This window comes from Halomonas sp. 3D7M (genome assembly GCF_014897885.1).
In the GTDB taxonomy this organism is placed as follows: Bacteria; Pseudomonadota; Gammaproteobacteria; order Pseudomonadales; family Halomonadaceae; genus Vreelandella.
On the sequence record NZ_JABUZF010000138.1, the window covers coordinates 17,828 to 42,612 of the forward strand.

General features: G+C 53.4%; 20 protein-coding genes. 9 read left to right on the forward strand and 11 right to left on the reverse strand.

Annotation, left to right across the window (positions count from 1 at the left end; translation table 11 throughout):
* From INT22_RS06625 to INT22_RS06655, 7 genes are all read right to left on the reverse strand, one after another.
* Positions 1 to 1,128, reverse strand: a 1,128-nt coding sequence (locus INT22_RS06625; RefSeq protein ID WP_193067915.1) for a 2-aminoethylphosphonate--pyruvate transaminase, incomplete at its 3' end; no start/stop codon positions are given.
* A 53-nt stretch (positions 1,129 to 1,181) separates the two neighbouring features.
* Positions 1,182 to 2,876, reverse strand: a complete 1,695-nt coding sequence (locus INT22_RS06630; RefSeq protein WP_193067916.1) for a putative 2-aminoethylphosphonate ABC transporter permease subunit — start codon at positions 2,874 to 2,876, stop codon at positions 1,182 to 1,184.
* Positions 2,873 to 3,997, reverse strand: a complete 1,125-nt coding sequence (locus INT22_RS06635; RefSeq protein WP_193059532.1) for a putative 2-aminoethylphosphonate ABC transporter ATP-binding protein — start codon at positions 3,995 to 3,997, stop codon at positions 2,873 to 2,875. The genes INT22_RS06630 and INT22_RS06635 overlap by 4 nt, the downstream gene beginning before the upstream one ends.
* A gap of 43 nt (positions 3,998 to 4,040) precedes the next feature.
* A complete protein-coding gene (locus INT22_RS06640) occupies positions 4,041 to 5,090 on the reverse strand; it encodes a putative 2-aminoethylphosphonate ABC transporter substrate-binding protein (RefSeq protein WP_193067917.1) in 1,050 nt (349 codons plus the stop codon).
* Positions 5,091 to 5,244: 154 nt separating this feature from the next.
* Positions 5,245 to 5,955 (reverse strand): UTRA domain-containing protein, encoded by a 711-nt coding sequence (locus INT22_RS06645; RefSeq protein WP_193059530.1) that lies wholly within the window; start codon positions 5,953 to 5,955, stop codon positions 5,245 to 5,247.
* Positions 5,948 to 6,676 (reverse strand): HAD family hydrolase, encoded by a 729-nt coding sequence (locus INT22_RS06650; protein WP_193059529.1) that lies wholly within the window; start codon positions 6,674 to 6,676, stop codon positions 5,948 to 5,950. Before INT22_RS06650 ends, INT22_RS06645 begins: the two co-directional genes overlap by 8 nt.
* Positions 6,677 to 6,793: 117 nt before the next feature.
* Positions 6,794 to 9,493, reverse strand: coding sequence for a sensor domain-containing phosphodiesterase (locus tag INT22_RS06655; protein WP_193059528.1), 2,700 nt, complete (start codon positions 9,491 to 9,493; stop codon positions 6,794 to 6,796).
* Between the two features lie 218 nt (positions 9,494 to 9,711).
* Between INT22_RS06655 and INT22_RS06660 the strand changes: the two genes are divergently transcribed.
* Positions 9,712 to 11,244: a GGDEF domain-containing protein gene (locus INT22_RS06660; protein ID WP_193067918.1), complete on the forward strand. Its 1,533-nt coding sequence runs from the start codon at positions 9,712 to 9,714 to the stop codon at positions 11,242 to 11,244.
* 14 nt (positions 11,245 to 11,258) lie between these two features.
* Here the strand turns inward: INT22_RS06660 and INT22_RS06665 are convergent, their stop codons facing one another.
* The 4 genes from INT22_RS06665 to INT22_RS06680 form a co-directional block, all read right to left on the reverse strand.
* Complete coding sequence (locus INT22_RS06665) at positions 11,259 to 12,563, reverse strand: TRAP transporter large permease (RefSeq protein WP_193059527.1); 1,305 nt, start codon at positions 12,561 to 12,563, stop codon at positions 11,259 to 11,261.
* A gap of 23 nt (positions 12,564 to 12,586) precedes the next feature.
* Positions 12,587 to 13,150 (reverse strand): TRAP transporter small permease, encoded by a 564-nt coding sequence (locus INT22_RS06670; protein WP_120386230.1) that lies wholly within the window; start codon positions 13,148 to 13,150, stop codon positions 12,587 to 12,589.
* A 79-nt stretch (positions 13,151 to 13,229) separates the two neighbouring features.
* Positions 13,230 to 14,213, reverse strand: a complete 984-nt coding sequence (locus INT22_RS06675; protein ID WP_193059526.1) for a TRAP transporter substrate-binding protein — start codon at positions 14,211 to 14,213, stop codon at positions 13,230 to 13,232.
* A gap of 305 nt (positions 14,214 to 14,518) precedes the next feature.
* A complete protein-coding gene (locus tag INT22_RS06680) occupies positions 14,519 to 14,968 on the reverse strand; it encodes a winged helix DNA-binding protein (RefSeq protein ID WP_319022050.1) in 450 nt (149 codons plus the stop codon).
* Between the two features lie 300 nt (positions 14,969 to 15,268).
* Here INT22_RS06680 and INT22_RS06685 point away from each other — a divergent pair, with 300 nt between their 5' ends.
* The 8 genes from INT22_RS06685 (at position 15,269) to INT22_RS06720 (ending at position 24,771) form a co-directional block, all read left to right on the forward strand.
* Positions 15,269 to 17,122 (forward strand): ABC transporter ATP-binding protein, encoded by a 1,854-nt coding sequence (locus INT22_RS06685; RefSeq protein WP_120386228.1) that lies wholly within the window; start codon positions 15,269 to 15,271, stop codon positions 17,120 to 17,122.
* 200 nt (positions 17,123 to 17,322) lie between these two features.
* Positions 17,323 to 18,711, forward strand: coding sequence for an ABC transporter substrate-binding protein (locus tag INT22_RS06690; protein WP_226912463.1), 1,389 nt, complete (start codon positions 17,323 to 17,325; stop codon positions 18,709 to 18,711).
* 85 nt (positions 18,712 to 18,796) lie between these two features.
* Complete coding sequence (locus tag INT22_RS06695) at positions 18,797 to 19,720, forward strand: ABC transporter permease (protein ID WP_120386226.1); 924 nt, start codon at positions 18,797 to 18,799, stop codon at positions 19,718 to 19,720.
* 8 nt (positions 19,721 to 19,728) lie between these two features.
* Positions 19,729 to 20,577, forward strand: a complete 849-nt coding sequence (locus INT22_RS06700) for an ABC transporter permease (RefSeq protein WP_193059523.1) — start codon at positions 19,729 to 19,731, stop codon at positions 20,575 to 20,577.
* Entirely contained in the window at positions 20,574 to 22,352 is a 1,779-nt protein-coding gene (locus INT22_RS06705) for a peptidase M14 (RefSeq protein ID WP_193067919.1), read from the forward strand. The genes INT22_RS06700 and INT22_RS06705 overlap by 4 nt, the downstream gene beginning before the upstream one ends.
* A 27-nt stretch (positions 22,353 to 22,379) precedes the next feature.
* Entirely contained in the window at positions 22,380 to 23,141 is a 762-nt protein-coding gene (locus INT22_RS06710; RefSeq protein ID WP_193059521.1) for a 5-oxoprolinase subunit PxpA, read from the forward strand.
* Entirely contained in the window at positions 23,138 to 23,842 is a 705-nt protein-coding gene (gene pxpB / locus INT22_RS06715; RefSeq protein WP_193059520.1) for a 5-oxoprolinase subunit PxpB, read from the forward strand. Before INT22_RS06710 ends, pxpB begins: the two co-directional genes overlap by 4 nt.
* Positions 23,839 to 24,771, forward strand: coding sequence for a 5-oxoprolinase subunit C family protein (locus tag INT22_RS06720; protein ID WP_193059519.1), 933 nt, complete (start codon positions 23,839 to 23,841; stop codon positions 24,769 to 24,771). Before pxpB ends, INT22_RS06720 begins: the two co-directional genes overlap by 4 nt.
* Positions 24,772 to 24,785 lie beyond the last annotated feature (14 nt).

A 24,785-nucleotide genomic window follows, 5' to 3' on the forward strand; every position in this document is an offset into this window, starting at 1 on the left:
CCTTGATTCAGTGAAGAGAGAAACACCCATATTCGTTAGGGCGTCTTGAATAACGCTGAGTAACTGTTCAATCACCGCCGCATCCAATTGGCCAATGCAGCCGATGCGAAAACTTTCGACGTCAGTTAACTTGCCCGGGTAGATCAAAAAGCCACGCGCCTTCAACGCTGCATAGAACGTCTTAAATTCAAACGCAGGGTCGGTAGGGCTCAAAAAAGTGGTGATAATCGGCGATAGCCACTCATCTTCTAAAAGCGTGCTGAAGCCTAACGCTCGCATGCCTTTTACCAGCACATTACGGTTATGGGTATAACGTGTGCAGCGCCCCATCACGCCGCCCTCTTCCCGGTGCTGGGCAAGCGCCGCTTGAAAGGCCACCACCGTATGCGTGGGCGGAGTAAAGCGCCACTGGCCAGTGCGTTCCATGTAATCCCACTGGGCGTGTAAATCCAGACTCAGCGAGTGGGCTTGCCCCTGACCAGCAGCAAGTAGCGTCTGGCGAATGATCACAAAACCAAAGCCCGGTACGCCTTCGATGCACTTATTGGCTGAGGAAATCAGCACATCAATAGGGGTTGTTGTCAGACTGATCGGTACGCCTCCAAACGAGCTCATGGCGTCAACGATCAGCGTTTTTCCGTGGGCGCGTACCACCTCAGCGATGGCTTCCAGCGGGTTCAAAATGCCGGAGCTGGTTTCGCAGTGAACTAGAAACACTGCTGTAATGTCAGCATCTTGCTGTAGCAGTGCCGCCACTTCGTCGGGTTGCGGTGGTAGGTAGTCACCTTTGTCCAGCGTCACATAACGGCGGCCCATCATATCGAGCAGTTGAGCAGCCCGCTTGCCGTAAGCGCCGTTCATTAATACCAACACCTTGCCGTTGGGGTTGATTGCGCAGGCCAGCGCACTTTCAACGGCGAACGTGCCGCTGCCTTGCATCGGCACGCAGGCATAGACGTCGCTTGTCGCCTCGGCCATGGCAAGCAGTTGCGCACGCACATCGGCAGTCACACGGTTAAAGTCATCATCCCAGGAGCCCCAGTCACGCAACATGGCTGCTTTGGTCGCCTGGGAGGTGGTTAGTGGCCCTGGGGTTAAGAGGTAAGGCGCTTGTGAATGACTCATCATTTTGGTCTATACCAGATTATAAGCACATATTAGCCGCTGTCGTAGTGGGCTGTTTAGCCCGCCTGACGCCAACGCTGAGCGTTGTTTAAGAGAACGTGGGTAAGCGCAGTGTGGAGCAGTTTAACCACCAGCGAGGTAAGGAAAATCAGCACAGCCATGGCCGCGGCGCTAGCAAAATAGCCCGCTTCGTCCAGATGCAGTACCGCCACTGAAGCAAGCCGCGTATCGCTGTTATAGAGGAACACTACCGCAGACACTGTCGTCATCGCATTGACGAACAGGTAGACAGAAATATCCAGCACGGCAGGCAGCGATACCGGCAATGTCACGCGGCTAAACGTGGTCCAGAACGGTACTTTTAACGAGGCTCCCACGGCTTCAAACTCCGGATCGAGCTGTTTCAGCGCGGTGACAGAGGTGAGGTGACACACCGTATAGAAGTGCACTAGCGTGTTGAGCACCAGAATCGCCATGGTGCTGTACAGCCAGTTAAGGGGATTCCCTGCCTGGTTGAAAAAGAAGATATAAGCCAGGCCCAGCACCATACCCGGCACCGCCATGGGTAGCATGGCCATAAAATGCAGGCCCTGGCGCAGCGGGCGATAGCCTTCGCTCTTTTCAATCAGCCACGCATTAAAGAAAATCACCAGTGTACCCACTAACGCGACGCTAAAGGCCAGTTTGAGGGAGTTAAACCACGCCCCCCAGCCACCGCCGGCTAAGCCTTGAAAGGTGTAATGCTGCAGCGTAAACGACAGGTTATAGGGCCAAAACTGTATGAGCGACGCATACACCGCGGTACCAATGACCAGCAGAATAATGCCCGCGACCGAATAACACAGCAGCGCAAACGTCCAGTCTCGCAGCGGGCTAGGCGTTGGCTGCCACGGTACTGCCCGAGCCGAAAGCTGAGCCACTTGGCGTTTCTGTATCCAGCGGTCGACGATGAACGATAGCACTGCTGGCATCAGTAGAATAACGCTAACCACCGCGCCCATTTGGAAGTTCTGCTGCCCCACCACTTGGCGATACACATCGGTGGCGAGCACGCTGAATTGGCCGCCAATAATTTTCGGCACACCAAAGTCGGTAATGGCCAGCGTAAAGACAACGAACAGGCATGAAATCAGCCCGTAACGCACCCCGGGCAGCGTAATCGTCAAAAACGTACGCCACTTTGGCGTGCCCAATGCTTCTGCTGCTTCATAGAGGCGTGCATCGCTATTGGTCAGCGCAGTGGTTAGCAGCATTAGCGCATGGGGAAAAATCCAGAAACTCATGCCCATCACAATGCCAATCGGCCCATAAATCGAATGACCTGCCAGCACGTCGCTCAAAAACCCCTGGTTACCAAACAGATAAACCAAGCTAATTGCGGGTAGCAACGAAGGGGCCAAAATGGGCAAAATCGCCAACATTCGAAACAGCCGTTTGCCCGGCATGCAGGTACGGGTAATGCCGTAGGCGCATAAAAAGGCGAGCCCTGCGACAACCACCGTCGTAGTGAACGCAACGCGCAATGAATTGGCGATCGAATTGACCAGTGCTGGCGTTTGAAAATACTGCACAAAGTTAGCTAGCCCAATAAAGTCGCCGCTGCGGTCTTGCAGGCTTTTCACCAACATTGCAAATAGCGGAAACAGCAGGCCGAACACTAACAGCGCCACAGCCGCTAGCAGCACGATCAGGCGTATCAATGCTTCCAGCGAAGGCGTTGCTGCAGGCGCTGAAAATATACTCGCCCTCATGACTGGTTGCTCCCTGCCGGATATAAGCGGGCAGCATCGGCAGGCAAATGGACACCCAAGGTTTGCCCTAGCCGTAATCCTAGTGTGGCGCTATCACGGCTGGGAACATCAGCTAGCAACCATTGTTCGGTATTGTTAAGACGCAGCGATACCCGCTGAAACGCACCTAAAAACTCAATGCCCATAACATCACCGCTCAGCCCAGTGGTGCTGGCACTAAGCGCGACTGCTTCGGGGCGAATGGCCAGTTGAGCTGCTTGGCCTTGCGGGTAGGCGTGCGGCAAACAAGGGCAGGAAATAGTGCCTAGCAACGCGTGGTTATTCGCCTGTGCGGTCACCTCTAAAAAGTTCATGGTGCCGATAAATGACGCCACAAAAGCGCTAGCGGGCTGGTGGTAGATCTCGGCAGGCGTACCCACTTGTTCGATCACCCCGTGGTTCATCACTACGATACGATCAGCCATGGTGAGTGCTTCTTCTTGATCGTGGGTCACCATAATGGTGGTCACGCCAAGGCGCGCCTGTAGCGCTTTGATCTGATGTCGCAAATGGCCGCGCACCCTCGCATCCAGCGCTGAGAGCGGTTCATCAAGCAGTAACAGGCCGGGCTCAGTAGCCAGCGCTCGTGCCAACGCAACCCGCTGCTGTTGCCCACCAGAAAGCGCGGCAGGATATTTATGTTCGCTGCCACTAAGATCAACCAGCGCAAGTAACTCCGCCACGCGGGCATCAATCGTCGCTCGATTACTGCGACGGTTGCGTAACCCGTAGGCAACGTTGTCGAACACCGTCAGATTGGGAAACAGCGCATAAGATTGGAACACGATGCCAAAATCCCGCGCCTGCGGGGGCAGCGTGGAAATATCCTTGCCGCGCTGAATTAAGCTACCTGCTGTTTGTTGAGCTAGGCCTGCAATAGTGCGCAACAGGGTTGTTTTGCCACAGCCAGAAGGCCCTAAAAAGCATACAAACTCGCCTTCCTGAATCTGTAGCGCAATGTTGTCCAGCGCGGTAAAGCTACCGAAACGCTTGGTGACACCATCTATGCTTAGGTGCGCAGAGGGTGAGAGGGGTTTCGCCGCCGAGTGGGCCGTCAGCGGCGATGTCAGTGTGGTCTGCATAACATCTCCAAGCCCCGGCCTTGGCCGGGGCAGCTGTTCGTGCTTACAGTTCGGTTTTACCGTCGTAGCGGCGCTGCCACTCTGCCAGCACGCGTTCGCGGTTAACCGCGGCCCACTGGAAGTCGGCATCAATCATGCGATCGGCAATGTCAGTGGGATAGTTTTCAATCGGCTGTGCCACACCGGGATAGGCCACCACGGCGTAGCCTTCGTTATAGAGTTCGTTAGCCTCGCGGGAAACGGCCCAATCCATCAGCGTTTGTGCAGCTTCCTGTTTGGCGGTGCCCGCAACGATGGCGGCAGCTTCCATATCCCAGCCAAGCCCCTCTTCCGGGAAGATCACTTCAATCGGTGCGCCTTGGGATTTTAACCGTGCACCACGGAAGGCAAACGACACACCGACTGCTGCTTCACCGGTGGCCGCCAGGCTGCAAGGAGCAGAGCCGGAGTGGGTGTAACGGGAAATATTGTTATGCAGGCGGTCCATGTAATCCCAGCCCTGCTCTTCGCCCCATAGCTGCATCCAGCTGGCTACATCCAGATAACCGGTACCCGAGGAGTTGGGGTTAGGCATAATCACATGCCCTTCAAACTCAGGCTGGGTCAGGTCTTCCCAGGAGGTCGGCATCGGCACGCCCTGACGCTCGCCTTCAATAGTGTTGTAGCAAATGGCCGCTACCCAGGCGTCCATGCCTACCCACGCAGGGTCTTCACCGTTACGGTAAGCAGCATCAATAAATTTTTGATCAAGGTTTTCAACGCCTGCGGGCGCATAGCGCTCCAGCATGTCCTCTTCTTCAAGCACCAGCAGACTGGTGGCGGCTAAGCCCCAGATGACGTCTGCCTGGGGATTATCTTTTTCCGCCAGCAAGCGCGCAGTAATCACGCCCGTAGAATCTCGCACCCAGTTAATAGTGATATCGGGGTGAGCGGCATTGAAGCGTTCGGCGTATTTTTGCAGGTCATCTGACTCAACGGCGGTGTACACCGTTAGCTCAGTGGCGCTAGCCGCCGAAGTGAAGGCAACGGCAGTCGTTGCGAGCAGAGCAGTTGCAATCTGAGTAGGTTGGAACAAACGGCGAAGTTTCGACATGGTAGGCTCCCAGCGTTTTGGTATAGACCAGAAGTTTGCCGTCGCTAGATGACAGTGCGATGACGCTTGTTTGACTGATTTTTTAAGTTGTTATGTATGCGTATGGATGGGATCTTGTGAGGGTCCTCATGAGCGCCTTGTCTCCGTAACCCTGTTACTTCTGACCCGACAGCTCAACACTGATGCATAACGAATCGTGCAACCAGTGCTCTTCGTCATATTCGATAGGACGCTGTTGATCATCAAAAATGGCACGGCAAATGTTTAGCCCGGCCGCGCCTGGGGCAACGAGTAACTCTTCTGCATCTAATGGCGACAGCGCTTCGGACACCATGCGTATCGAGCGATTGGCCAAGTGATGCCCCCACCGCCCTCTTAACAACCCCCAGAGTGATTGTCCGCTGTAGATGTCTAGCAACTCTGGCGCACGCTCTGGCACCACCCAAAGCGACTCCACCAGCACAGCACGATCATCCACATAACGGCGACGGCGAATATGGTGAAACGGCTGGTCATCGGGCAGCCCCAAGGCACGGGCAGCCACCAGATGTGAGCGGGTTTCCAGCTTTAGAACCGCCGTTCGTGGTTGCCGCCCCTGAGCCCCCACATAGTCGTTAAAGCCTGCGTCCCGGGTGGGGTCATACACCAGCCTAGCCGGTGAAATAAACCAGCCACGCCGATTGCTGCGGTGAATGAGCCCTTCCCCCTCCAGTTGCGCTAAGGCTTGGCGCAACGTAACGCGGGTCGTAGAGAAGCGCTCCGCCAACACTCGCTCAGCGGGCAATTTGCCTTCCCACTGCGTGGCATGCTGGGTAATTAAATAACGAAGCTGTTCCGTTAACTGTAAATAGTAGGCATCAGGCATGCGCCGATTTTCCTGATAGATCGTTGGCCGATGAAGCGTCTGTCGACGCTGCCATCCGCCAGTCTAAGCGCTGCCACCCTTCTACACTAGCCACCTCCGCCAGCACGGGATCAGGGTTAACCGCCACTGGGCAGTCGACATACTGCAGCAGCGGGATATCGTTGCGGGAATCTGAGTAGAACGTTGTATGGCTGGGGGCAATTTTTTGCTCGATTAACCACTGCTGAAAACGCACTACTTTCCCCCCACGGTAAGAGAGCACGCCTTTGCTATGGCCGGTGTAGCTTGCCCCGCTTGCCGCTTGTTCGACACTAAGCTCTACCGCCAGCACATGCTCAATCCCTAACATCGTCGCAATCGGCGCGACCAGGTGATGCGATGACGCAGAAATAAGGACGAGGATATCGCCTGACTGACGGTGCGCGTCCAGGCAGCGCCAGGCTTGATCAAAAATACGGGGCTGCAAATGGGTAGCGACAAAGCGCTCAACTTCTTTTTGTACATCGATTACTCGGCGGCCCCGCAATGGCGCCAAGGTCATTGCCAAGTACTCCTCTAGCTTTAACTTACCGGCGTGATAAGCCTGCTGCATCTGTTCGGCACGGGCTATAAAGGTCTCGGCATCACTGATCCACCCCTGCTCAATCATCCATAAATTCCAGCGGTCGCTGCAGTCTCCATCCAGGAGGGTGTCATCAAGATCAAACAGAGCGAGGCGCATGTGGCACTCCTTTTTTCGCGAGTTCGGCGGCGCGTAGGGTATGCCAACGATGATGACAGGACGATGACGCCATTGATGAGAATGGAAATTGCTCGCCCTACCTGCCAATAAAATGGCTTAAGGGGTTAACCACATTGAGGCAAACTCATCGGCGGGTAGCGGACGACCAAACCAGTACCCCTGAGCTTCGCTGCAGCCCATTTGTGCGAGCAAATCGGCCTGGGAAGGGCTTTCAACGCCTTCTGCAAGGGTTTTCATATCAAGCGTGTCAGCCATAGCGATAATGGTTTGCACAATCGCCCGATCATGGTGGTTATCGAGCATGTCACGCACAAACGAAATGTCTATTTTTAACGCGTCCGCAGCAAAGCGCCGTAAATACGAGAGCGATGAGTAGCCTGTACCGAAGTCATCAATAAACAGCGCGTAGCCAGCCTGACGCATAGCCTGAGTAATTGTGACCGCCTGATCGGGATCACGCATAAAATCACTTTCAGTGAGTTCAAGCGCAATGGTGTCTGGAGGTACACAGGCGGTTAGCTTAGCCACATGTGCGGTTAGCTGAGGGTCGGCAAATTGTTGCGCTGAAATATTGATTGAGAGCCTACCTGGCAGTGGCGTATTACCGGCCTGCCAAACACTTAACTGACGTGCCGCTTCTTCTAGCACCCAGTCTCCCAGCATGCGGATCAAGCCACGCTCTTCCGCCAAAGCAATAAACTCGCTAGGGCTTACCCATCCCCACTCAGGGTCAAACCAGCGGCACAGCGCTTCAGCCCCCGTCAATGTTTTGCTCGTAAGACTGAACTGCGGTTGAAAATAAAGCTGTAAGCGCCGCTCAGTAATGGCTTGATGCAGGCGCTCGGTCATCCATTGGCGGCGCTCCAGCGTCTGACGCATCACTTGTGTATAGGGGCATACGCTATTATCACGGCGTTTTGCGTGATGGAGTGCGATACTGGCTGCGTTAAACAGCTCACCGGCCTCCGCTACATCGCTTGGATAGCTAGCAATCCCGATACTGACATCGAGGTTAAAAATACGATGCCCCAGCTGGATAGGGAGTTTGATAAGTTCGCATAACTGAAACACCACTTCTTGAAGGCGAACATCCTCAATGCTGGGCAACAGTACGGTAAATTCATCACTGGAAAGTCGTGCGACAGCGCTTTTAGATAGGCTAGCTTGCCGTAAGCGCTCGGCCACGGTTGCGAGTAACTGATCTCCTACCTCGTGGCCATGTAAATCATTCACCTCTTTAAAGCGCCGGATATCCAGCAGCAGCAGCGAAAGAGAGTCACCCTGACTAGATGCCTCTTTTCCCATACTGGCCAATAGCTCCATAAAGCGCGCACGATTAGGCAATCCTGTTGTGCTGTCTGTATAGGCAAGACGTTGCATGTGACGATGATCACGGCGACGTTCTAGCTCACCGGCAGCACCCGTAGAGAGAATTTTCAACACGGAAGTTGCAAACGCATTGGTCGTCAGTGGTGTTTGATAAAACACCATCATCACACCAATGGCATCGCCCTTAGCATTATCCAAGCGGCGGCCTATCCACGCCTGGGTACTTAACGAGGTTCCCGGCAGCGTAAACGCATGGCCACTTTGAACAACGCTCTCGCCTTCAAACACGACTCGTTCAGCAGGCGTTCCCTGCAGCATAAACGTTTGGTTATCTATTAACTGGCCATTCGCGACTAAACTAACGGTCTGGGCTGCTGTTGCGGGCCGCAGCGTGTTTATCTTATTAGATGTCCCCAAAGACCGTGGAACAGGTTGATCCAGTAACGCAATAAACCCAGCATCTGCTTCTAATAACGTGGCTAACGTGATGATCAACTGGTGGAAGTAATCGTCTCCTACGCGTGAGGTAACTGTAGAGGCTACTTGTACCACCGCATCCTGCACGCGTTGTGATTCGTGCTGGTCGGTCACATCTGAGATAAAGCCCTCGAGATAGGCCACATGGCCATCATCATCGATAACAGCTTGCCCTTGCTCCCACATCCAACGGTAACTGCCATCCCGATGGCGCAATCGGTACACCACACGATATGGCTGACGCTGCTGGATTGCCTGTTGTGCTGCTAGATGAACGCGGTCTTGATCGGCTTCGTGTATGAGGGAGGCAAAACTGATGAGTCGATTATCTTGTAATTCGTCCGGATGATAGCCCGTGAGCGCCTCAGCCCCTTGGCTGACCAACTGCATCGTCCAGTGTTGATCATTTAGGCAACGGTAGGCCATGCCAGGAAGGTGATTCAGCAATGTGTTTAAACGCCGCTCACTCTCTCGGGCCAATTCTTCACTTTGACGAAGCGCTTGCTCGGCTTGGCAGCGGCCAAGCTCTGCCCCCGCTTGAGCGGCCACAATGCGCAAGATTTCGTTTTCAAGCCCATCGAGCTGCATCGGTTTATTGCTTAACACCGCCAAGATGCCAATGGCCGAGCCATCGGATGAAAACAGAGGCAGTCCCATGTAACTCTCTGCACCCAGTTGGCTGAGCAGCTCGTCTTTAGGAAAGCGCGCCTGAACATCGCAGGCATACAAGCAAGGTTCTCTACCTACAACCGTTTCACAAGGCGTTCCCATAAGAGGATAAGCGATATTTTCCTGATGATCGTTATTTGACCAAACGGCCAATGTTGTAGCCATATGCGCCTCGGTGACCACAGCGATCAACGCATGATCAATCCCAAGCAGTTGGGCAAGTTGCTCGACAAGCGTCGTATAAAAGTCAGGTCTTCCGCTACGTCCTAAACCTTCCGCCAACTGACGGAAAATCTCCGACGCTTCGTTTCTGGTGTGCATTGGCGCACTCACTTTTGTCATCGTAGAGCAGCTGCCCACAGAGCACTGTTATAATAAGCTGTTGCAATAAAATGCAGCGGGCTACAGCATAAACAGTTATTTTACTGATTTACCATGCCTATCTATGACTCTGCTAACACACGCAGACGCTATAATTGATTATTTAGCACATAACTTAGTGGCTGCTCGCTATGCTGGACAGCACGTTGAGGGATAATATGACGAGCCGTTTAGCGGAAGACGAAACACTTTATACTTCGCTCACTAGCGAGCTTCCCAGTTTTCTTGGTAATGCCTTATTACGCTCGGCTAGCCTACCTTCGCTTCCTGCTATCGCCATGCAAGTGCTTGATATCGCACGCTCCCCCCGAGCTTCTCTGAGTGACTATGCGCGCGTTATTGAACGCGACCCAGGGTTAACGGCGCGCCTTATTGCGGCCGCGAATAGCGTGCACTACCTGCGTTCAGCTCATCCTGCACAAACCAGTTTGGAAGCCACCCAGCGACTGGGATTAGACGCAACGCTCGCCACCGTATTGAGCTTCACTCTGTTTCCCTGGCCACCTACAGAGAACGCGGCTCTGCAAACATGGCGACGCGCCATTGTTGCCGCCGTGGTAGCAAGCAAGCTGGCTCACCAACTCTGCCCCGCACAGGTTGGCAGCGCATTCACGCTTGCCCTACTGCAAGATATAGGCATTTTGGCGATCCTCTCCACCTACCCAGACGAGGCCGAGGCACTATACGCTGAACGCAGAATGTCTCACGCACAGTTGGTCAACGCTGAACGCCGCCACTTTGGCAGTGACCATACACTGATTGGTGCTTGGTTAGCCGCCAAGTGGGGGCTACCGTCCTCGATCGTGCATGCTATTGACCAAAGCCATGACGGTTTTTTAACCGATGACATGGCAACACTCTGCCTGCGCTTATCCGGCCCAATCGCCGATGCATGGCTCAGCCCTGAACCAAGCACCACCTTAGCAATGTTGCTTAGGCAGTTAGCGGTCACAGAAACACTGCCTACGAATGTCATTGAAGCGCTTTTCCATCGCTTGTCAGAACAAATTGATTTATTAACAGATATTTTGGATCTCACCGTACCCGCGCCTGTGGATAGCCAAACACTGCTGGCGGACGCACAACAGTTGCTCTATCAACACTCTTTGACGCTCACCGCACGATTAGATGCTCAGCAACAGCAGTTGGATACACTACAGCTACATAATTCTGCATTAGAAGAGCGCAGCCGTATTGACCCACTCACTCAATTGGCTAACCGTGCGTGGTTAGAGCAGCAACTCCAGGAACGTTTTGCGCTTTGCAATGAGCAAGGCCGCACAATGTCAGTGGTGTTTATCGATTTAGATCATTTCAAAGTGCTTAACGACCAATATGGCCACCAGGCAGGCGACTTAATTCTGGAACGTTTTGGTAAAACGCTCGCGTCATTAACTCGCTCAGGCGACTTGGCTGGGCGCTATGGCGGTGAAGAGTTTTTAATTATATTGCCCGATGAGACCGCTCAAACTGCGAGACAGTTAGCCGAACGCATTGCGCTGCATTTAAATGAGCAACCGATGTTGGAAATTGACCAAGAAGCACTGTATATCACTGCCTCTATGGGTATTGCGTGTTTAAGCGATGGCAACTTCAGTAATGAGCGGGAGCTGATAGATGCCGCCGACCAGAGCATGTATTTCATCAAACGCTCTGGCCGCCGGGGCATCTCCATTCATGGCCAAGATTAACCGTTAGTCGTCTACTATCTGTTCAGTGCCTGGGGCAGGTACAAGGCGATTTCAGGGAAGAGATGCATAAAAGCAATCGCCAGCAGCATCAGCAAAAAGAATGGCAGTGTGGCTTTCGTGATGGTGACAATATCTTTACCGGTGAGCCCTTGAATGACAAATAGGTTAAAACCCACTGGCGGTGTAATTTGCGACATCTCAACCACAATCACCAGATAGATACCAAACCAGATCAGATCAAATCCAGCGGCGCTAACCACGGGCATAATAATGGCCGTGACTAGCAGAATCAGTGAAATACCATCCAAAAAACAGCCCATGATCAACAGCAGCACCGTTAAGGCCACTAGCAGCATCGTGGGGGATAGCCCCATTTCACCGATCGTGCGAGCTAACTGCATTGGTACCTGAGTAAAGCCCATCGCAGAGGTCAAAAATGACGCGCCAGCAATAATAAAAGCGATCATGCACGCGGTACGTACTGCGGCAAATAACGAGCTGGTAAAAATATCTCGATTAAAGTGGCCATTAAAATGCGCAATGACCATCGACAGCACAACGCCTACCGCGGCAGCTTCTGTTGGTGATGCTAGGCCGCCATAAATCGATACGATAATACCGCCAATCAGCAGCAGAATTGGCACCAGCGACCAGGTATTGCGTAGCTTCTCAACAAAGCTCATGCCCGACTCATCAGCACCGGTTAAGCCGTTCCGGTTACCTTTCAATAGAGCCCACAGCACCAGATAAGTCATAAACATGGCTAAGATCATCAGCCCCGGCCCAATGCCTGCCATGAATAGCCGAGTAATGGACTGCTCAGTCACTACGCCATAAACAATCAGCACGATAGAAGGCGGAATCAGCAAGCCTAGCGTTGAAGCGCTGGCCAATGTACCAATCGCCATGTTGCTGTCATAGCCGCGGCGCTCGAGTTCCGGCAGGGTCATTTTCCCCACCGTTGCACAGGTCGCCGCTGAAGAGCCACATACGGCGGCAAACATGCCGCTGCCAATGATATTGGTGTGAAGTAAACGTCCTGGCAGGCGATTTAACCAGGGCGACAAGCCACGAAACATATTGTCGGCAAGACCTGAGCGAAACAGAATCTCCCCCATCCAGATAAACATCGGCAACGCCGTTAAATCCCAGCCATAGCTTGCTCCCCAAAAATCCGAGGCAAGAATAGGGCCGGGGTCGAAGGGACTAAAAAACTGAAGCGCAATCCAAGCAGTGCCAATCAGAGCAAAGGCAATCCAGACGCCACTGCCTAACAGCACCACAAGGGTAAAGATGGTAGCCAAACTAAGTAATAGCACGAGGGTGTCTCCTGGGTAGCGTCTTAATGCGCTTCGTTGTCGTCGATGGCGGTTGCTTCACGGAAGCTCGCAGGGTCGTGGATAGCGATACGCAGCGCTATCCACAAGGCTTCCAGAAGTGCCAATGCCAAGAGCCCTACCCCAACGACTAATACCGATTGCGGTATCCACAAGGGAATCGATAAAAAGCCCGACGATACATCGTTATATTGAAGGCTCTCTCTTGCTAGCCCAATCAAGCCATAAGCCAGCAACAGGCTGATCACTACCGCAATGAGTAACCCAAACACCTCAAACCAGACGCGTATGGCTGAGGGTAGTCGCGAGATAAGCAGCGTCACCCGAATATGCGCATGGTGAACAAAGGTGTAGGCAAGCCCAAGAAACGTTGCCCCAACTAACAGATAAGACGCCATCTCAGAAACGCCGGTGATGCTCACGCCGAGCCGGCTAAGGCCAACCAAAACAAGCAACGCATCTACTAACCGAAACGTGACCTGCAGTGCGATAAGTGCACAAATAGCCACCATACACGCGGCTGCACCCCAAGCACCGAGGCGGTAGAGTTTGTCGAATTTAAACATCATGTTCGCAGTCTCATTGAGCGCGTGGGTGGTAAGGGCGGCACAAACAGCCGCCCTTAAAGCCAACATTAGTTGTTAAGACTCAGTTACCGCGTTGTTCGCGATAGCTCTCTAAGGCTTGTTTTGCGTCATCGTCAGCGCGGGATTCCCAGTCGGCAAACAGCTCATCGCCCGCCGCTTGCAGAGCAGCAGACACCGTCTCGTTAGGCTGAGAAACTGAGATGCCATTTTCCTTCAGCGCCTCCAAGCTAGTTTCATTGTTCTCGCGGCTCATTTGCCAGCCACGCTCTTCAGCCCTAGCAGCCGCTTCCATCAGCGCGTCTTGGGTAGCTTCATCTAAACGATCAAAGCTGCGCTGACTCATAAACACAATATTCTTAGGCAGCCACAAGTTGGCATCGGTGTAGTCGGTCACATAGTCCCAGGCTGCCATGGAGTTACCGGTAGAACTGGACGTAATCATGGCATCCACACGACCGGTGCTAAACGCGGTAGGAATATCAGACTCTTCGGTTTCCGTCGGGCTGCCACCTAAATTATCAACGAAACGCTGAGTATTAATATTTGGCGCACGCACCCGCAAGCCATCGAACTGATCGGGATCGGTTAACGGCGCAGAGGTGTAAATGCCCTGCGCTGGCCAAGCGACAGCATACAAAGGCACCATTCCTTCATAGGCAAACAGCTCAGTAATCATCGGCTTAGTGGCTTCCCACAAGGCATAGGCATCTTCATAGCTACCGGCTACCCCCGGCAGCGTATCAACTTCGAAAATAGGGTCATCATTGGAAAGAACAGAGAGGAACACTTCGCCAGCATCAATCGTGCCACGGCGCACCGACGGCTTAATTTCACCATGTGAGACCAGCGAACCACCGCTGTGCACCGTAATGGTTAAGTCACCGTTTGTGGCCTCAGCCACATCCTCTGCAAACTGTTTATTGTTCTGGGTATGGAAGCTTGCATCACCATAAGGCGTTGCCATAGTCCATTCAGCCGCATGGGCCGTGGCAGCCAAGCTACAGATAGTGGCTAGGGCAAGGGGAGTAAAGATGCAGTTACGCATAGGAGCATTCCTCTTATTTGTAATATTCGTGGAGGCTCACTTAGATTTAGCAGAAGTAATGGCGCATTACTTCTATATTTTCTATAAGCCACATCACAACATAGCTCATATGCGTTCAAGGCAGATAGAAGCCGCTTTTTTGTTTCAAGCATCACGTCACTGAAAAATCGTGCTAATTAAAGCTGTACATTAGAACTTGCAAAACAACTTAGAGATCTTCGAATTGCATAGGCTCCTTAATCGTTTAGTCACTGCATCCTTTTTACAGGCTAACGCGCCGCTCGTTGCATCAAAGCTGACACTTTTTAAAGAGAAGCGGCTGCCCGTGCTGCCTGGTCATACAGGCCAGACATTGCACGTAAAATCCCCGCCACTTTACTGATTTCTGCACGTTCTATACCCATCGATGTAAGCGAATCAATTAGACAGGCTTCACGGATTTCGGCATAACGGCTACAGGCATTTCGTCCTTGTTCAGTAGTACAAAAGTAAGTTTCCTTACCTTGTTTTTCACCTTTAACGAGATTGAGTTTAACTAACTTTCTCAGCGCATACGTAACAGTATGAGTGTCTTCTACATTTAGCACGAGGCATATATCAGCTTGACGCTTTGCACGTTCACGATGGCTGACACTATGCAGAACCAGCACATCCAACGTCCCCAATTCTGGATAGCCAGTAGCGGTCATACAACGCACCATCCAGCGATTGAAGGCATGGCTCGAGATGATCAAACCGAATTCAAGTTCAGACAACTCTTTCGCCTTGTGTGATAAGTGCTCCGACGAAACAATCGGCCCACGCCCACCCGCTACCATTTGGTCTACATCTATCATTAATACCTACCTATTTATTTTGCATTGTTAATCCATATTAGCAGAGCGGACGCCCGCTAATTGAACCATAGTCCGCGGTTTTAGGGGCGGCTAGCAACTCGTTTTCGATATCAAAGGTTCTTCTACCATTAAGAAAAGAGGGTAAATCGTACAATTGACACGTGAACACTATGCAGATAATTTACAGATAAATCATATAAAAAATATAGGTATATTACTGTGCCTCATCATGATCATCCTCCCCTACTGTCCGTTCAATCGCTGGATATTGCCTTTGGTTCCAACCGTGTCGTCAAAGACCTTTCGTTTGACCTATACGCTGGCCAGACGCTGGCAATTGTAGGCGAGTCGGGATCAGGAAAATCCATGACCTCGCTGGCCACGATGGGCTTAGTTCACTATTTGAATGCCACCATCGCCAAGGGCAATATCCTGTTTCGCCGTAGCCCAGACAGTAAACCGATTGATTTAACGCAACTTTCTGATAAGGAAATGCGTAAAATTCGTGGCAAAGAGATCTCAATGATCTTTCAGGAGCCGATGACGTCGCTGAACCCGGTCTACACCATTGGCGATCAAATCACCGAGGTACTGCTGCTGCATGGCGATTACACCCGAGCCACCGCCAGAGAAGAGGCATTAAGGCTGCTACGCATTGTGCGTTTAGCTGATGCAGAGTCCCTACTCAAGCGCTACCCTCACCAACTCTCCGGCGGTATGCGTCAGCGGGTAATGATCGCGATGGCACTTGCCTGTAAGCCCAAGGTACTGGTTGCTGACGAACCCACCACTGCGCTGGATGTCACCATCCAGGCTCAAATCCTGGCTATCATCCGCGACCTCCAAAAGGAGCTGGGGATGGCGGTTATCTTTATCACCCATGATATGGGCGTAGTCGCAGAGGTGGCCGACCACGTTGTCGTGATGCGTAATGGTGAGAAGGTCGAAGAAGCGGACGTCAGCACCCTCTTTGCGTCCCCCCAGGCTCCTTATACTCAAGCACTGCTGGCTGCTGTTCCAACATTGGGCAGCATGCAAGGTCAAACGCTGCCACGTGCCGAGCCACTGGTTATTTTTGACGGCAATAAAATCATCACTCAAGGCGAGCCGACGGTACAGGATACCGTTCGCACTCAGGAAACGCCGGTGGTAAGCGTCAAGAACTTGGTAACGCGTTTCGATATCAACAAAGGTTTTTTTGGCGGCGTCAGCCACCGCGTCCACGCAGTAGAGAGCGTGAGCTTTGATATTTTCCCTGGCGAAACGCTGGCATTGGTCGGAGAGTCAGGTTCCGGAAAATCTACCATTGGCCGCACCATTCAGCAGTTGCAGGAGAGCACCAGCGGCGACATCGTCTTTTCCGGCAAAGCTGTTACGGAAATGTCACGCAGCGAGAAAATGATGCTACGCCAACAGGTGCAGTACATTTTCCAAGATCCCTTTGCTTCACTAGACCCGCGTAAGACCGTAGGTTTTTCTATTGCTGAGCCTATTCATACCCACCGATTGATGAGCGATCGAAAACGCATCCAACTGCGAGTTAACGAGCTGTTAGAGCGTGTTGGTCTTCAACCAGAACATGCTAATCGCTACCCGCATGAGTTTTCAGGTGGCCAGCGGCAGCGTGTTTGTATCGCTCGGGCTCTGGCCTCGAAACCCAAGTTGATTATTGCCGATGAAGCGCTTTCAGCACTGGATGTCTCGATTCAGGCGCAAATTATTCATCTGATGATGCAGTTACAGCGCGAAGAGGGACTCGCGTACCTCTTCATCAGCCATGACATGGCTGTGGTTGAAAAAATGAGTCATCGCGTCGCGGTGCTGCATCTGGGACAGATTGTTGAGATGGGACCACGCCAGCGAGTATTTGACTCCCCTCAGCACACCTACACTCAGAAACTACTTTCTGCCGTACCAGTGGCTGACCCTCACTACCGTCGCGAACACCTACTGCTGGAGGGAGATATCCCAAGTCCTATTCGTAAGGTAGGGGATGAGCCAACGGTGTTCTCCTTAGACGAAATAGAAGCTGGTCATTTCGTCTCACGTGGCGGCGCTTCGCACTGCCTGTAGTCATCCGCAGTAAACATCAACAATAAGCTTTTGGAGAACTGTAAAATGAAAAAGACAACACTGTTCCAAGCCTGCACATTGGCGGCCGCCATGGCGACAGCAACTGCCAGCCACGCAGGCTCGCTGACNCCAGCCACGCAGGCTCGCTGACGATAGCCTCGCCACAAGACCCAGGCAGTTGGGATCCTATTGACACCTTTTTGGTTAACTGGGCCTCGGTAGCCACCAATATCTTTGATGGACTAACCTACCGTGGCCCTGATCTTGAGCTGGTTCCTGGGCTAGCCACAGCATGGGAAGAGCTGGACAACGGTACGCGCCTACGTTTCACGCTACGCGAAGGCGTTGTTTTTCATAACGGAGAACCGTTCAACGCCGAGTCAGTCAAGTTCACCTTTGATCGGCTACTTGGCGAAGAGGGCGCACGCGGTCCACAGCGCTCGAACTACACCGCTATCGAACGTGTCGATATTGTTGATGACTACACCGTTGACTTCTATTTAAATGAACCCGACCCCGTATTGCTCACGAAGTTAGCTGGCTACGGAGCCATGATCGTGCCTCCCGGTTACATTGAGGAGCATGGCGACGATTATTTTAATACCCACCCTGTAGGCACTGGTCCCTTTAAAGTAGTCGACTACACGCCACGTTCTGATGTGCAACTGGAAGCATTTACCGATCACTGGGGCGGCACGCCCAAGCTCAATAGCGTCACCTATCGCTTCATCTCTGAGCCATCTACGGCCGTCGCCGAGCTGCAGGCAGGACGAATCGACATTGTGCTTCCACCAACTATCCCTATCGGCATGATTGGCGCGATCAACGATCATCCCAATACTAAGGTAGTCAGCGTCGCATCACCGACGGTAGAAGCGCTCCGCTTTGATACCCAGTCTGGTATCACCGCTGACGAGCGTGTGCGCCAAGCCATTATCATGGCAGTGGATCGCCAGGCGATTGTTGATTCCATTCTGGCTGGCGAAGGAAACGTTATCGCCAGTTTCCAAGGCAGCCAATCGTTTGGATTCGATTCGGAACTAGAGCCTTATCCTTATGACCCTCAGCGCGCCCAAGAGCTGCTCAGGGAAGCAGGCGTAGAACCAGGGGCTACGCTCCAGATTGATGTGCGTGGCAATGACTCAACCTTTGCCGAAGTTGCTCAGGTGGTTGCCGCCTATCTGCAAAGTGTAGGACTCAATGCTTCCATTCAGCCTTATGAAACCAATGTGCTACTCAATGACATCATTCCAGCAGGACGCACCGGTGCAATGTTTCAGCAGAAGTGGGGCGGCTGGACGTTTGACTACGACAACACTGCTTACCTGATGTATCACACAGGCGAACGCTGGAACCCTTACGACAGCGATGAACAACTAGACGAGATGCTCAACGCACAGCGCGGTATTTTGGACCGCGATGCGCGCGAAACGCTACTGCAGGATATCGCTCGCTATACCCAGGAGCGCGCACTTGAAATGCCACTTTATAGTTTGAACGCTCTGTACGGCGTGGGAGAGCGGGTAGAAAATTTTGAACCGGCGCCCGATAACCGGATACGCCTGACCAACGTCGACGTCTCTGAATAAGTCCAATTCGCCGCCGCCATGAACGGCGGCGGCCCTTTNNNNCCATGAACGGCGGCGGCCATTTGTTTATCGAGAGGGAGGCCACGTGGCCAAGTTTCTTTTCTACCGATTGCTACAAGCACTGTTTGTGCTAGTAGCCGTAACGCTGATCGTTTCGTTTGCGATTCGCCTTACAGGCGATCCGGCGGTGATGCTGGCACAAGGCGCTGGAAGTATCACCGAGGCGGACCTAGAACGCATTCGCGAAGCCCTGGGCCTGAATCAACCGTTTTTGGTCCAGTATCTAGAGTTCCTTAAAGGGTTGTTTACCGGTGACCTGGGGCGCAGTTTTATGGGCGGTACGCCGGTAAGTGAGCTGGTCGGCCGAGCTCTGCCTGCCACGCTGGCTCTCGCCTTCGCATCACTTGTGGTGTCTATTGTTGTTTCGATTCCGCTGGGTATTAAAGCTGCTGTTTCGCGCGGCAAATGGCCCGATCAGTTGATTCGTATTCTATCGCTTGTAGGGCTTTCTTTTCCGAACTTCTGGCTCGCCATCATGCTGGTGCTGCTGCTTTCGATTACCTTTAACTTGCTTCCTCCTAGCGGCATGGAAGGGTGGCAAAGCTTTATCATGCCAGCAGCGACGATGGGCATTATTTTGACAGCAACCAACGTGCGTTTGGTAAGAACCACGATGCTGGAAACGCTCCGCTCACAGTACATCATGGTGGCAAGAGCTAAGGGCCTTTCCAACTCCGTCGTGCTTTATAAGCACGCTCTGCGCAACTGCTCGATTCCCCTAATCACCTATTTTGGCTTGCAGTTCGGCGGGTTACTCGGCGGTATCGTCGTGGTTGAACGAGTGTTCAATTGGCCAGGACTTGGCACATTGGCCTTCGATGCCGTGGCCGCCCGTGACTATCCAGTGCTACAAGGCGTTATCACAATCCTCTCGCTGATGATTATCTCCATCAATCTGCTGGTCGATATCGCTTACGGCTTTGTCGATCCGCGCGTGCGTAAGAGCTAGGTGCCATTATGTCGGTAAATTCTCTTGATTTGGAGCGTTTCAAAAGCTTCGAGTTCATCATGGGTGCCCTGCTAGTCGGCGGTATTACCTTTGCAGTGCTATTTTCAGGCTGGCTATTTCCAGGCGGCGGAAGCGACGTTAATCTCGCCATGCGGTTAACCCCGCCACTCGCCGATGGCAGCTTCCCGCTCGGTACGGACCCACTGGGCCGCGACATTCTCGCTCGGGTCATTATCGGTGGTGAAATTTCACTAAAGGTGGGGTTCTACTCTGCTTTGGGAGCGGTAGTGCTGGGTATCGTCATGGGACTGCTTTCGGGCTACTACGGCGGTATTGTTGATATGATCGTCATGCGTTTTGCCGACGTGCAGCTCGCGCTCCCTTTCATTCTGCTCGCCATCACGTTTATCGCGGTCATCGGGGGCGGACTGACCAATATGATTATTCTGCTGATCGTCTCTCAATGGGTGCAGTACGCTCGTCTAGTCAGAGGGTCGGTACTGTCACTTAAAGATCGCGAATTTATTCTTTCTGCCCAGGCGATTGGCGTGCGCGACTGGCGTATTCTCTTCCAGCACCTGCTTCCCAACCTGCTTGGCCCGGTGATTGTGCTAATGACGCTCAATGTGGCGAACAATATTCTACTGGAAAGCAGTCTCACCTTCCTTGGACTTGGCGTCGACCCAGTGATCCCCAGTTGGGGCGGCATGCTGGCTGAAGGCCGTACCTATCTCCAAACTGCCTGGTGGATCAGCGTATTTCCTGGTGTAGCGATCCTGCTCACCGTACTGGGTCTTAACCTGCTTGGCGACTGGCTACGCGATACCTTAGATCCAACGGGGCGGACGTCACAATGACATTACTGCTAGACACCACATTTGAGCGCAGCGTCGATGCGCTCGTGGCACAGTATCAGCGCCAGCTATCACCCGGTGATGAGCTGACTGCCTGGGTTTTCGATGACCAACCCACTCGACAACACGCCGAACAGTTACTTGCTCAGCACGGTATCAAGGCACGCTTTTACAGCGCCTATAAGCCGCTAATTCACTACTTTATTGAAAGCATTAACGAAACTCTCGGCGATTGCCCACTGCGCGCAATACATATCCGCTATCCTGCGCCCGAAGAGTCCCCCCAACGTTTTCTGCTGGAAGCTTATCCTCTGGCCGGGCTACTCGATAAGCAGGTGGCGCTGACCTGGGAAGCAGTGCCTTGCGCAACCCAGACTGCGCTCTATCACTATGAACTGACGCTGACCAACGACGCTGGCCAGCACGAACAAATCAGCGTCGCTGCTCCCAACCGGCGCCACCTCGACCATGTAAATGCTTGGCAGCTCTCTCCTTGCGGCTGGATTGCTTGGCGCACCGCGAATGGCGAGGGAGATAGTACGTATTACACTTGCGATTACGAGCGTCTGTTTGAAGTGGCAATGGAGACGATCATCCAAACGCCCTGGTCAACCAAGCAGCCCTTTTTCGAAGAACTGAATATCAGCGTTAACCTGCCGATCCAAGACACATCACTACCTTTTGGTAGAGAGCACATCAGCCTCACCGAAGGTATGCATGAGGAACTCTACTTTTCGCTACTGGAGTATTATCAGTGCCATGCTGGTTTACCACTAGGAGATCGTTCGATTCAGCCTGGGCAGATTGTGCCGGAAATTCGTAACTGTCCTGAAAAGCCAATGTCACTGATGATCAGTCTACGGCCGCTATGTAAATCTATAGCCCCTACTCAAGGCGATATTGCGCTTGATACGGCTCCGCATCCTCCCAGCGTTCCACAAATCACCAAGCAGTTGGAAGCTCTCGGCGGCGACATTATCAACGCCAAGAGTCGCTGCGGGCGCTTACTGTCTGCACGTTATCGTCAAGGAAGCGACCGTGCAGTAATGATTAGCGCTGCGCAGCATGCTAATGAGCCTTCAGGCATCGTTGGCGCCCTTCGTGCTGGGCGTGATCTAGCGCTGCAAGCGGGCACACACTTTGTGCTTTCACCTTTAGAAAACCCCGATGGCTACCGTCTACAGCAACGACTAGTCGCTGAGCAGCCAACCCATATGCATCATGCGGCGCGTTATACGGCCTTTGGCAACGACTTACAGGCACAAGCGGCCAATGGTGAGTTCGAGCTTGCCATCCGTGAACGGGCCAAGGCGTTAAGCGGCGCCAATCTGCATATCAATTTGCATGGCTACCCTGCGCATGAATGGACTCGCCCCTTAACCGGCTACATACCACGTAACTTTGAGCTATGGTCAATCCCCAAGGGCTTCTTTCTCGTCATCCGCTATCATCAAGAGTGGGAAACGCAGGCCCAAGCGTTACTAGAAGGGGTTACCGATCACCTATCAACCGTACCGGGATTGGTTGAGTATAACCAACGCCAAATCGAGGTTTTCGAGGCTCATGCCGGTAGCTTGGAGTTCTTGACGCGCCACCATATCCCCTACTTGCTAACGCCTGACGACCAACAGCTGACCCCGCTACAGCTGATTACTGAGTATCCAGACGAGACGATTTACGATGACGACTTCATTATAGCGCACCAAGTGCAGTACGAGACCGTAATGAGCGCCTATCGCAGCTATCAGTCTATGATGCTCCCTTGCACGCAGGGTTGAGCTGCTCACTCATAAAGAGAGTGCACAATGATCGATAATAAACTCCCACTGCTCAACTGCGACATGGGCGAAAGCTTCGGTAATTGGTCGATTGGCTTAGATGCCGACGTAATGCCTTACGTCGATTGTGCCAATATCGCCTGTGGCTATCATGCCTCAGACCCCCATGTCATGCGCCGCACGGTCGCCTTGGCCAGTCAGCATGGCGTGCGTATTGGCGCCCACCCCGGCTACCCTGACTTAATGGGGTTTGGTCGTCGCTCTATGGCCTGCTCGCCCGCAGAAGTAGAGGATATGGTGCTGTACCAGGTCGGTGCGCTGGCCGGAATTTGCCAAGCAGAAGGCGTGACGCTGAGCTACATAAAGCCCCATGGAGCGATGTATAACGACATGGCGGCGAATCTTGAGTTATTGGAAGGCGCCATGCGTGCGGTACGTGCTTATGATGCCAACCTTCCGCTAATGGTCATGGCAACTGCCGATCCAGAACCTCATCGTCAGTTGGCGAAACAAATGGGCGTTACCCTGTGGTTTGAAACGTTCGCTGACCGCGCTTATGAAGCAACCGGCCATCTCGCCTCTCGCCGCCTGGCAGGCGCTGTCCACCACGACCAAGCCACTATCGTTGCGCAAGCTGTTGCGCTCGCCAAAGGCGAGGCGCTGACCGCCCGCGACGGTAGCGCGCTGCATCTACCCTGCGACACCCTGTGCGTGCACGGCGACAATCCTGAGTCGGTGGCTGCCGTGCGCGCGATTCGTGATGCCTTTACGGCGCTGGAGTCTGCGTGAAACTGCGTTTAGAAACGGCGGCCATGGACGCCGTAACGGTACGACTGTTTGACACTATCGATGAAGCCAATATGGCGTGGATCATAGCTGCCGATCAAACCCTACGCGATGCGCTGGGCGAGGCACTCATTGACCTGATTCCCTCCTATACCACGCTGCTGGTGCACTACGACAGCCAGCAACTAACCTTTGGCCAAGTCGCTACGCTGATTCGCAGTGCGTTGCGCCACTTAACGCCTGCCGAATCGCAGAACGGTCAGTTGCATGAGATCCCCGTGTGGTATGACGAAAGCGTTGGCCCTGAGCTTCCGCTGGTGGCAAAACGCGCAGGGCTCAGCGTTGACTCTCTGATCGAGCGTCACTGCGACCATGATTACTGCGTTTTCGCGCTGGGCTTTGCCCCCGGCTACGGTTTTATGGGGTTGGTAGACGAAGGCATCGCCACGCCTCGCTTGAAAACACCCCGCCGCAAAGTCGCGGCAGGCAGTGTGGGCATTGCCGATCGACAAACGGCTATCTACCCGCTCCTTTCTCCAGGGGGATGGAATATTTTAGGTCGCACCGCCGTACCGCTATTTGAATACGCTAAGCGGGGCGAGCCCCTGCTGCGCCCTGGCGATAAGGTGCGCTTTAAAGCGATTGGCAAAGCAGAGTTTGAAGCATCAGGCGGCGATACAACGCCAATGGAGGAGCGGCCATGAGCCAGGCAATGCTAACGGTTAAGCAGGCCGGACCACTGGCTCTGATTCAAGACTTAGGGCGGTTCGGCGTGGGTCATTTGGGAGTCACCCAGAGCGGTGCCGCCGACTGGATTTCATTTCGCTGGGCAAACTGGCTCCTCGGTAACGCACCTGATAGCGCGGCACTGGAGATTGTTATGGGTGGCAACCTCAGCTTGGTTGCCAATGCCGAGGTGCGCTTAGCACTCACTGGGGCCGACCTTGGCGCTACCATCGATGGACAGCCATTAGCCACCAACACCAGCTTTCTGCTGCGTTCCGGTCAAACACTCATTTTCAGCCAGCCCCGGCGTGGCCTACGGGCCTATCTCGCGTTTCCTGGCGGATTAAACGCACCAACGATTCTGGGCAGCCGTGCCTGCACTGCCCGCGAACAAATTGGCGGGCTCCATGACGACGGCAGACCGCTACAAACCGGCGACCAGCTCACCTGGCAAGGTAGCTCACCCGGTGAGCGCAGCTTGCCTGAAGGAACAGCCCCTGCCATGCCGGAAAAAAGCTGCCAACTCAGCATGGTGCTTGGCTCGCAGGCTTCACGTTTCGCCGGACGCAGCCTGTACAACGCTTTTAACCAGCCTTGGACAGTAGATAACCGCGCTGATCGCATGGGTATTCGTCTCACCGGCCAGCCTCTGCATTGCACGCTCGGTGGCATTATTTCTGAAGGAATTCCCCTTGGCGCCGTGCAAATCCCACCCGACGGCCAGCCGATTGTGTTAATGAATGACCGCCAAACCATTGGTGGCTATCCTCGCCTTGGTGCGCTTACCCCGATGGCCTGTGCGCTGCTTGCTCAATGCGTACCGGGAACCGAGGTGCGTTTGAGCCCTGTCAGTGCCAGCCAAGCGCAAATTGCCTATCGGAAGCAATTAAGCCATTGGATCGAGTAGGAAGGGGAGTCGCC

Excerpts from the sequence above, each read along its gene's own strand:
- INT22_RS06675 (WP_193059526.1), bottom strand. The coding sequence starts at position 14,213 with ATGCGTAACTGCATCTTTACTCCCCTTGCCCTAGCCACTATCTGTAGC.
- INT22_RS06655 (WP_193059528.1), bottom strand. The coding sequence starts at position 9,493 with ATGCACACCAGAAACGAAGCGTCGGAGATTTTCCGTCAGTTGGCGGAA.
- INT22_RS06720 (WP_193059519.1), top strand. The coding sequence starts at position 23,839 with ATGAGCCAGGCAATGCTAACGGTTAAGCAGGCCGGACCACTGGCTCTG.
- INT22_RS06645 (WP_193059530.1), bottom strand. The coding sequence starts at position 5,955 with ATGCCTGATGCCTACTATTTACAGTTAACGGAACAGCTTCGTTATTTA.
- INT22_RS06705 (WP_193067919.1), top strand. The coding sequence starts at position 20,574 with ATGACATTACTGCTAGACACCACATTTGAGCGCAGCGTCGATGCGCTC.
- INT22_RS06670 (WP_120386230.1), bottom strand. The coding sequence starts at position 13,150 with ATGATGTTTAAATTCGACAAACTCTACCGCCTCGGTGCTTGGGGTGCA.
- INT22_RS06635 (WP_193059532.1), bottom strand. The coding sequence starts at position 3,997 with ATGCAGACCACACTGACATCGCCGCTGACGGCCCACTCGGCGGCGAAA.
- INT22_RS06660 (WP_193067918.1), top strand. The coding sequence starts at position 9,712 with ATGACGAGCCGTTTAGCGGAAGACGAAACACTTTATACTTCGCTCACT.
- INT22_RS06640 (WP_193067917.1), bottom strand. The coding sequence starts at position 5,090 with ATGTCGAAACTTCGCCGTTTGTTCCAACCTACTCAGATTGCAACTGCT.
- INT22_RS06630 (WP_193067916.1), bottom strand. The coding sequence starts at position 2,876 with ATGAGGGCGAGTATATTTTCAGCGCCTGCAGCAACGCCTTCGCTGGAA.
- INT22_RS06700 (WP_193059523.1), top strand. The coding sequence starts at position 19,729 with ATGTCGGTAAATTCTCTTGATTTGGAGCGTTTCAAAAGCTTCGAGTTC.
- INT22_RS06650 (WP_193059529.1), bottom strand. The coding sequence starts at position 6,676 with ATGCGCCTCGCTCTGTTTGATCTTGATGACACCCTCCTGGATGGAGAC.
- INT22_RS06710 (WP_193059521.1), top strand. The coding sequence starts at position 22,380 with ATGATCGATAATAAACTCCCACTGCTCAACTGCGACATGGGCGAAAGC.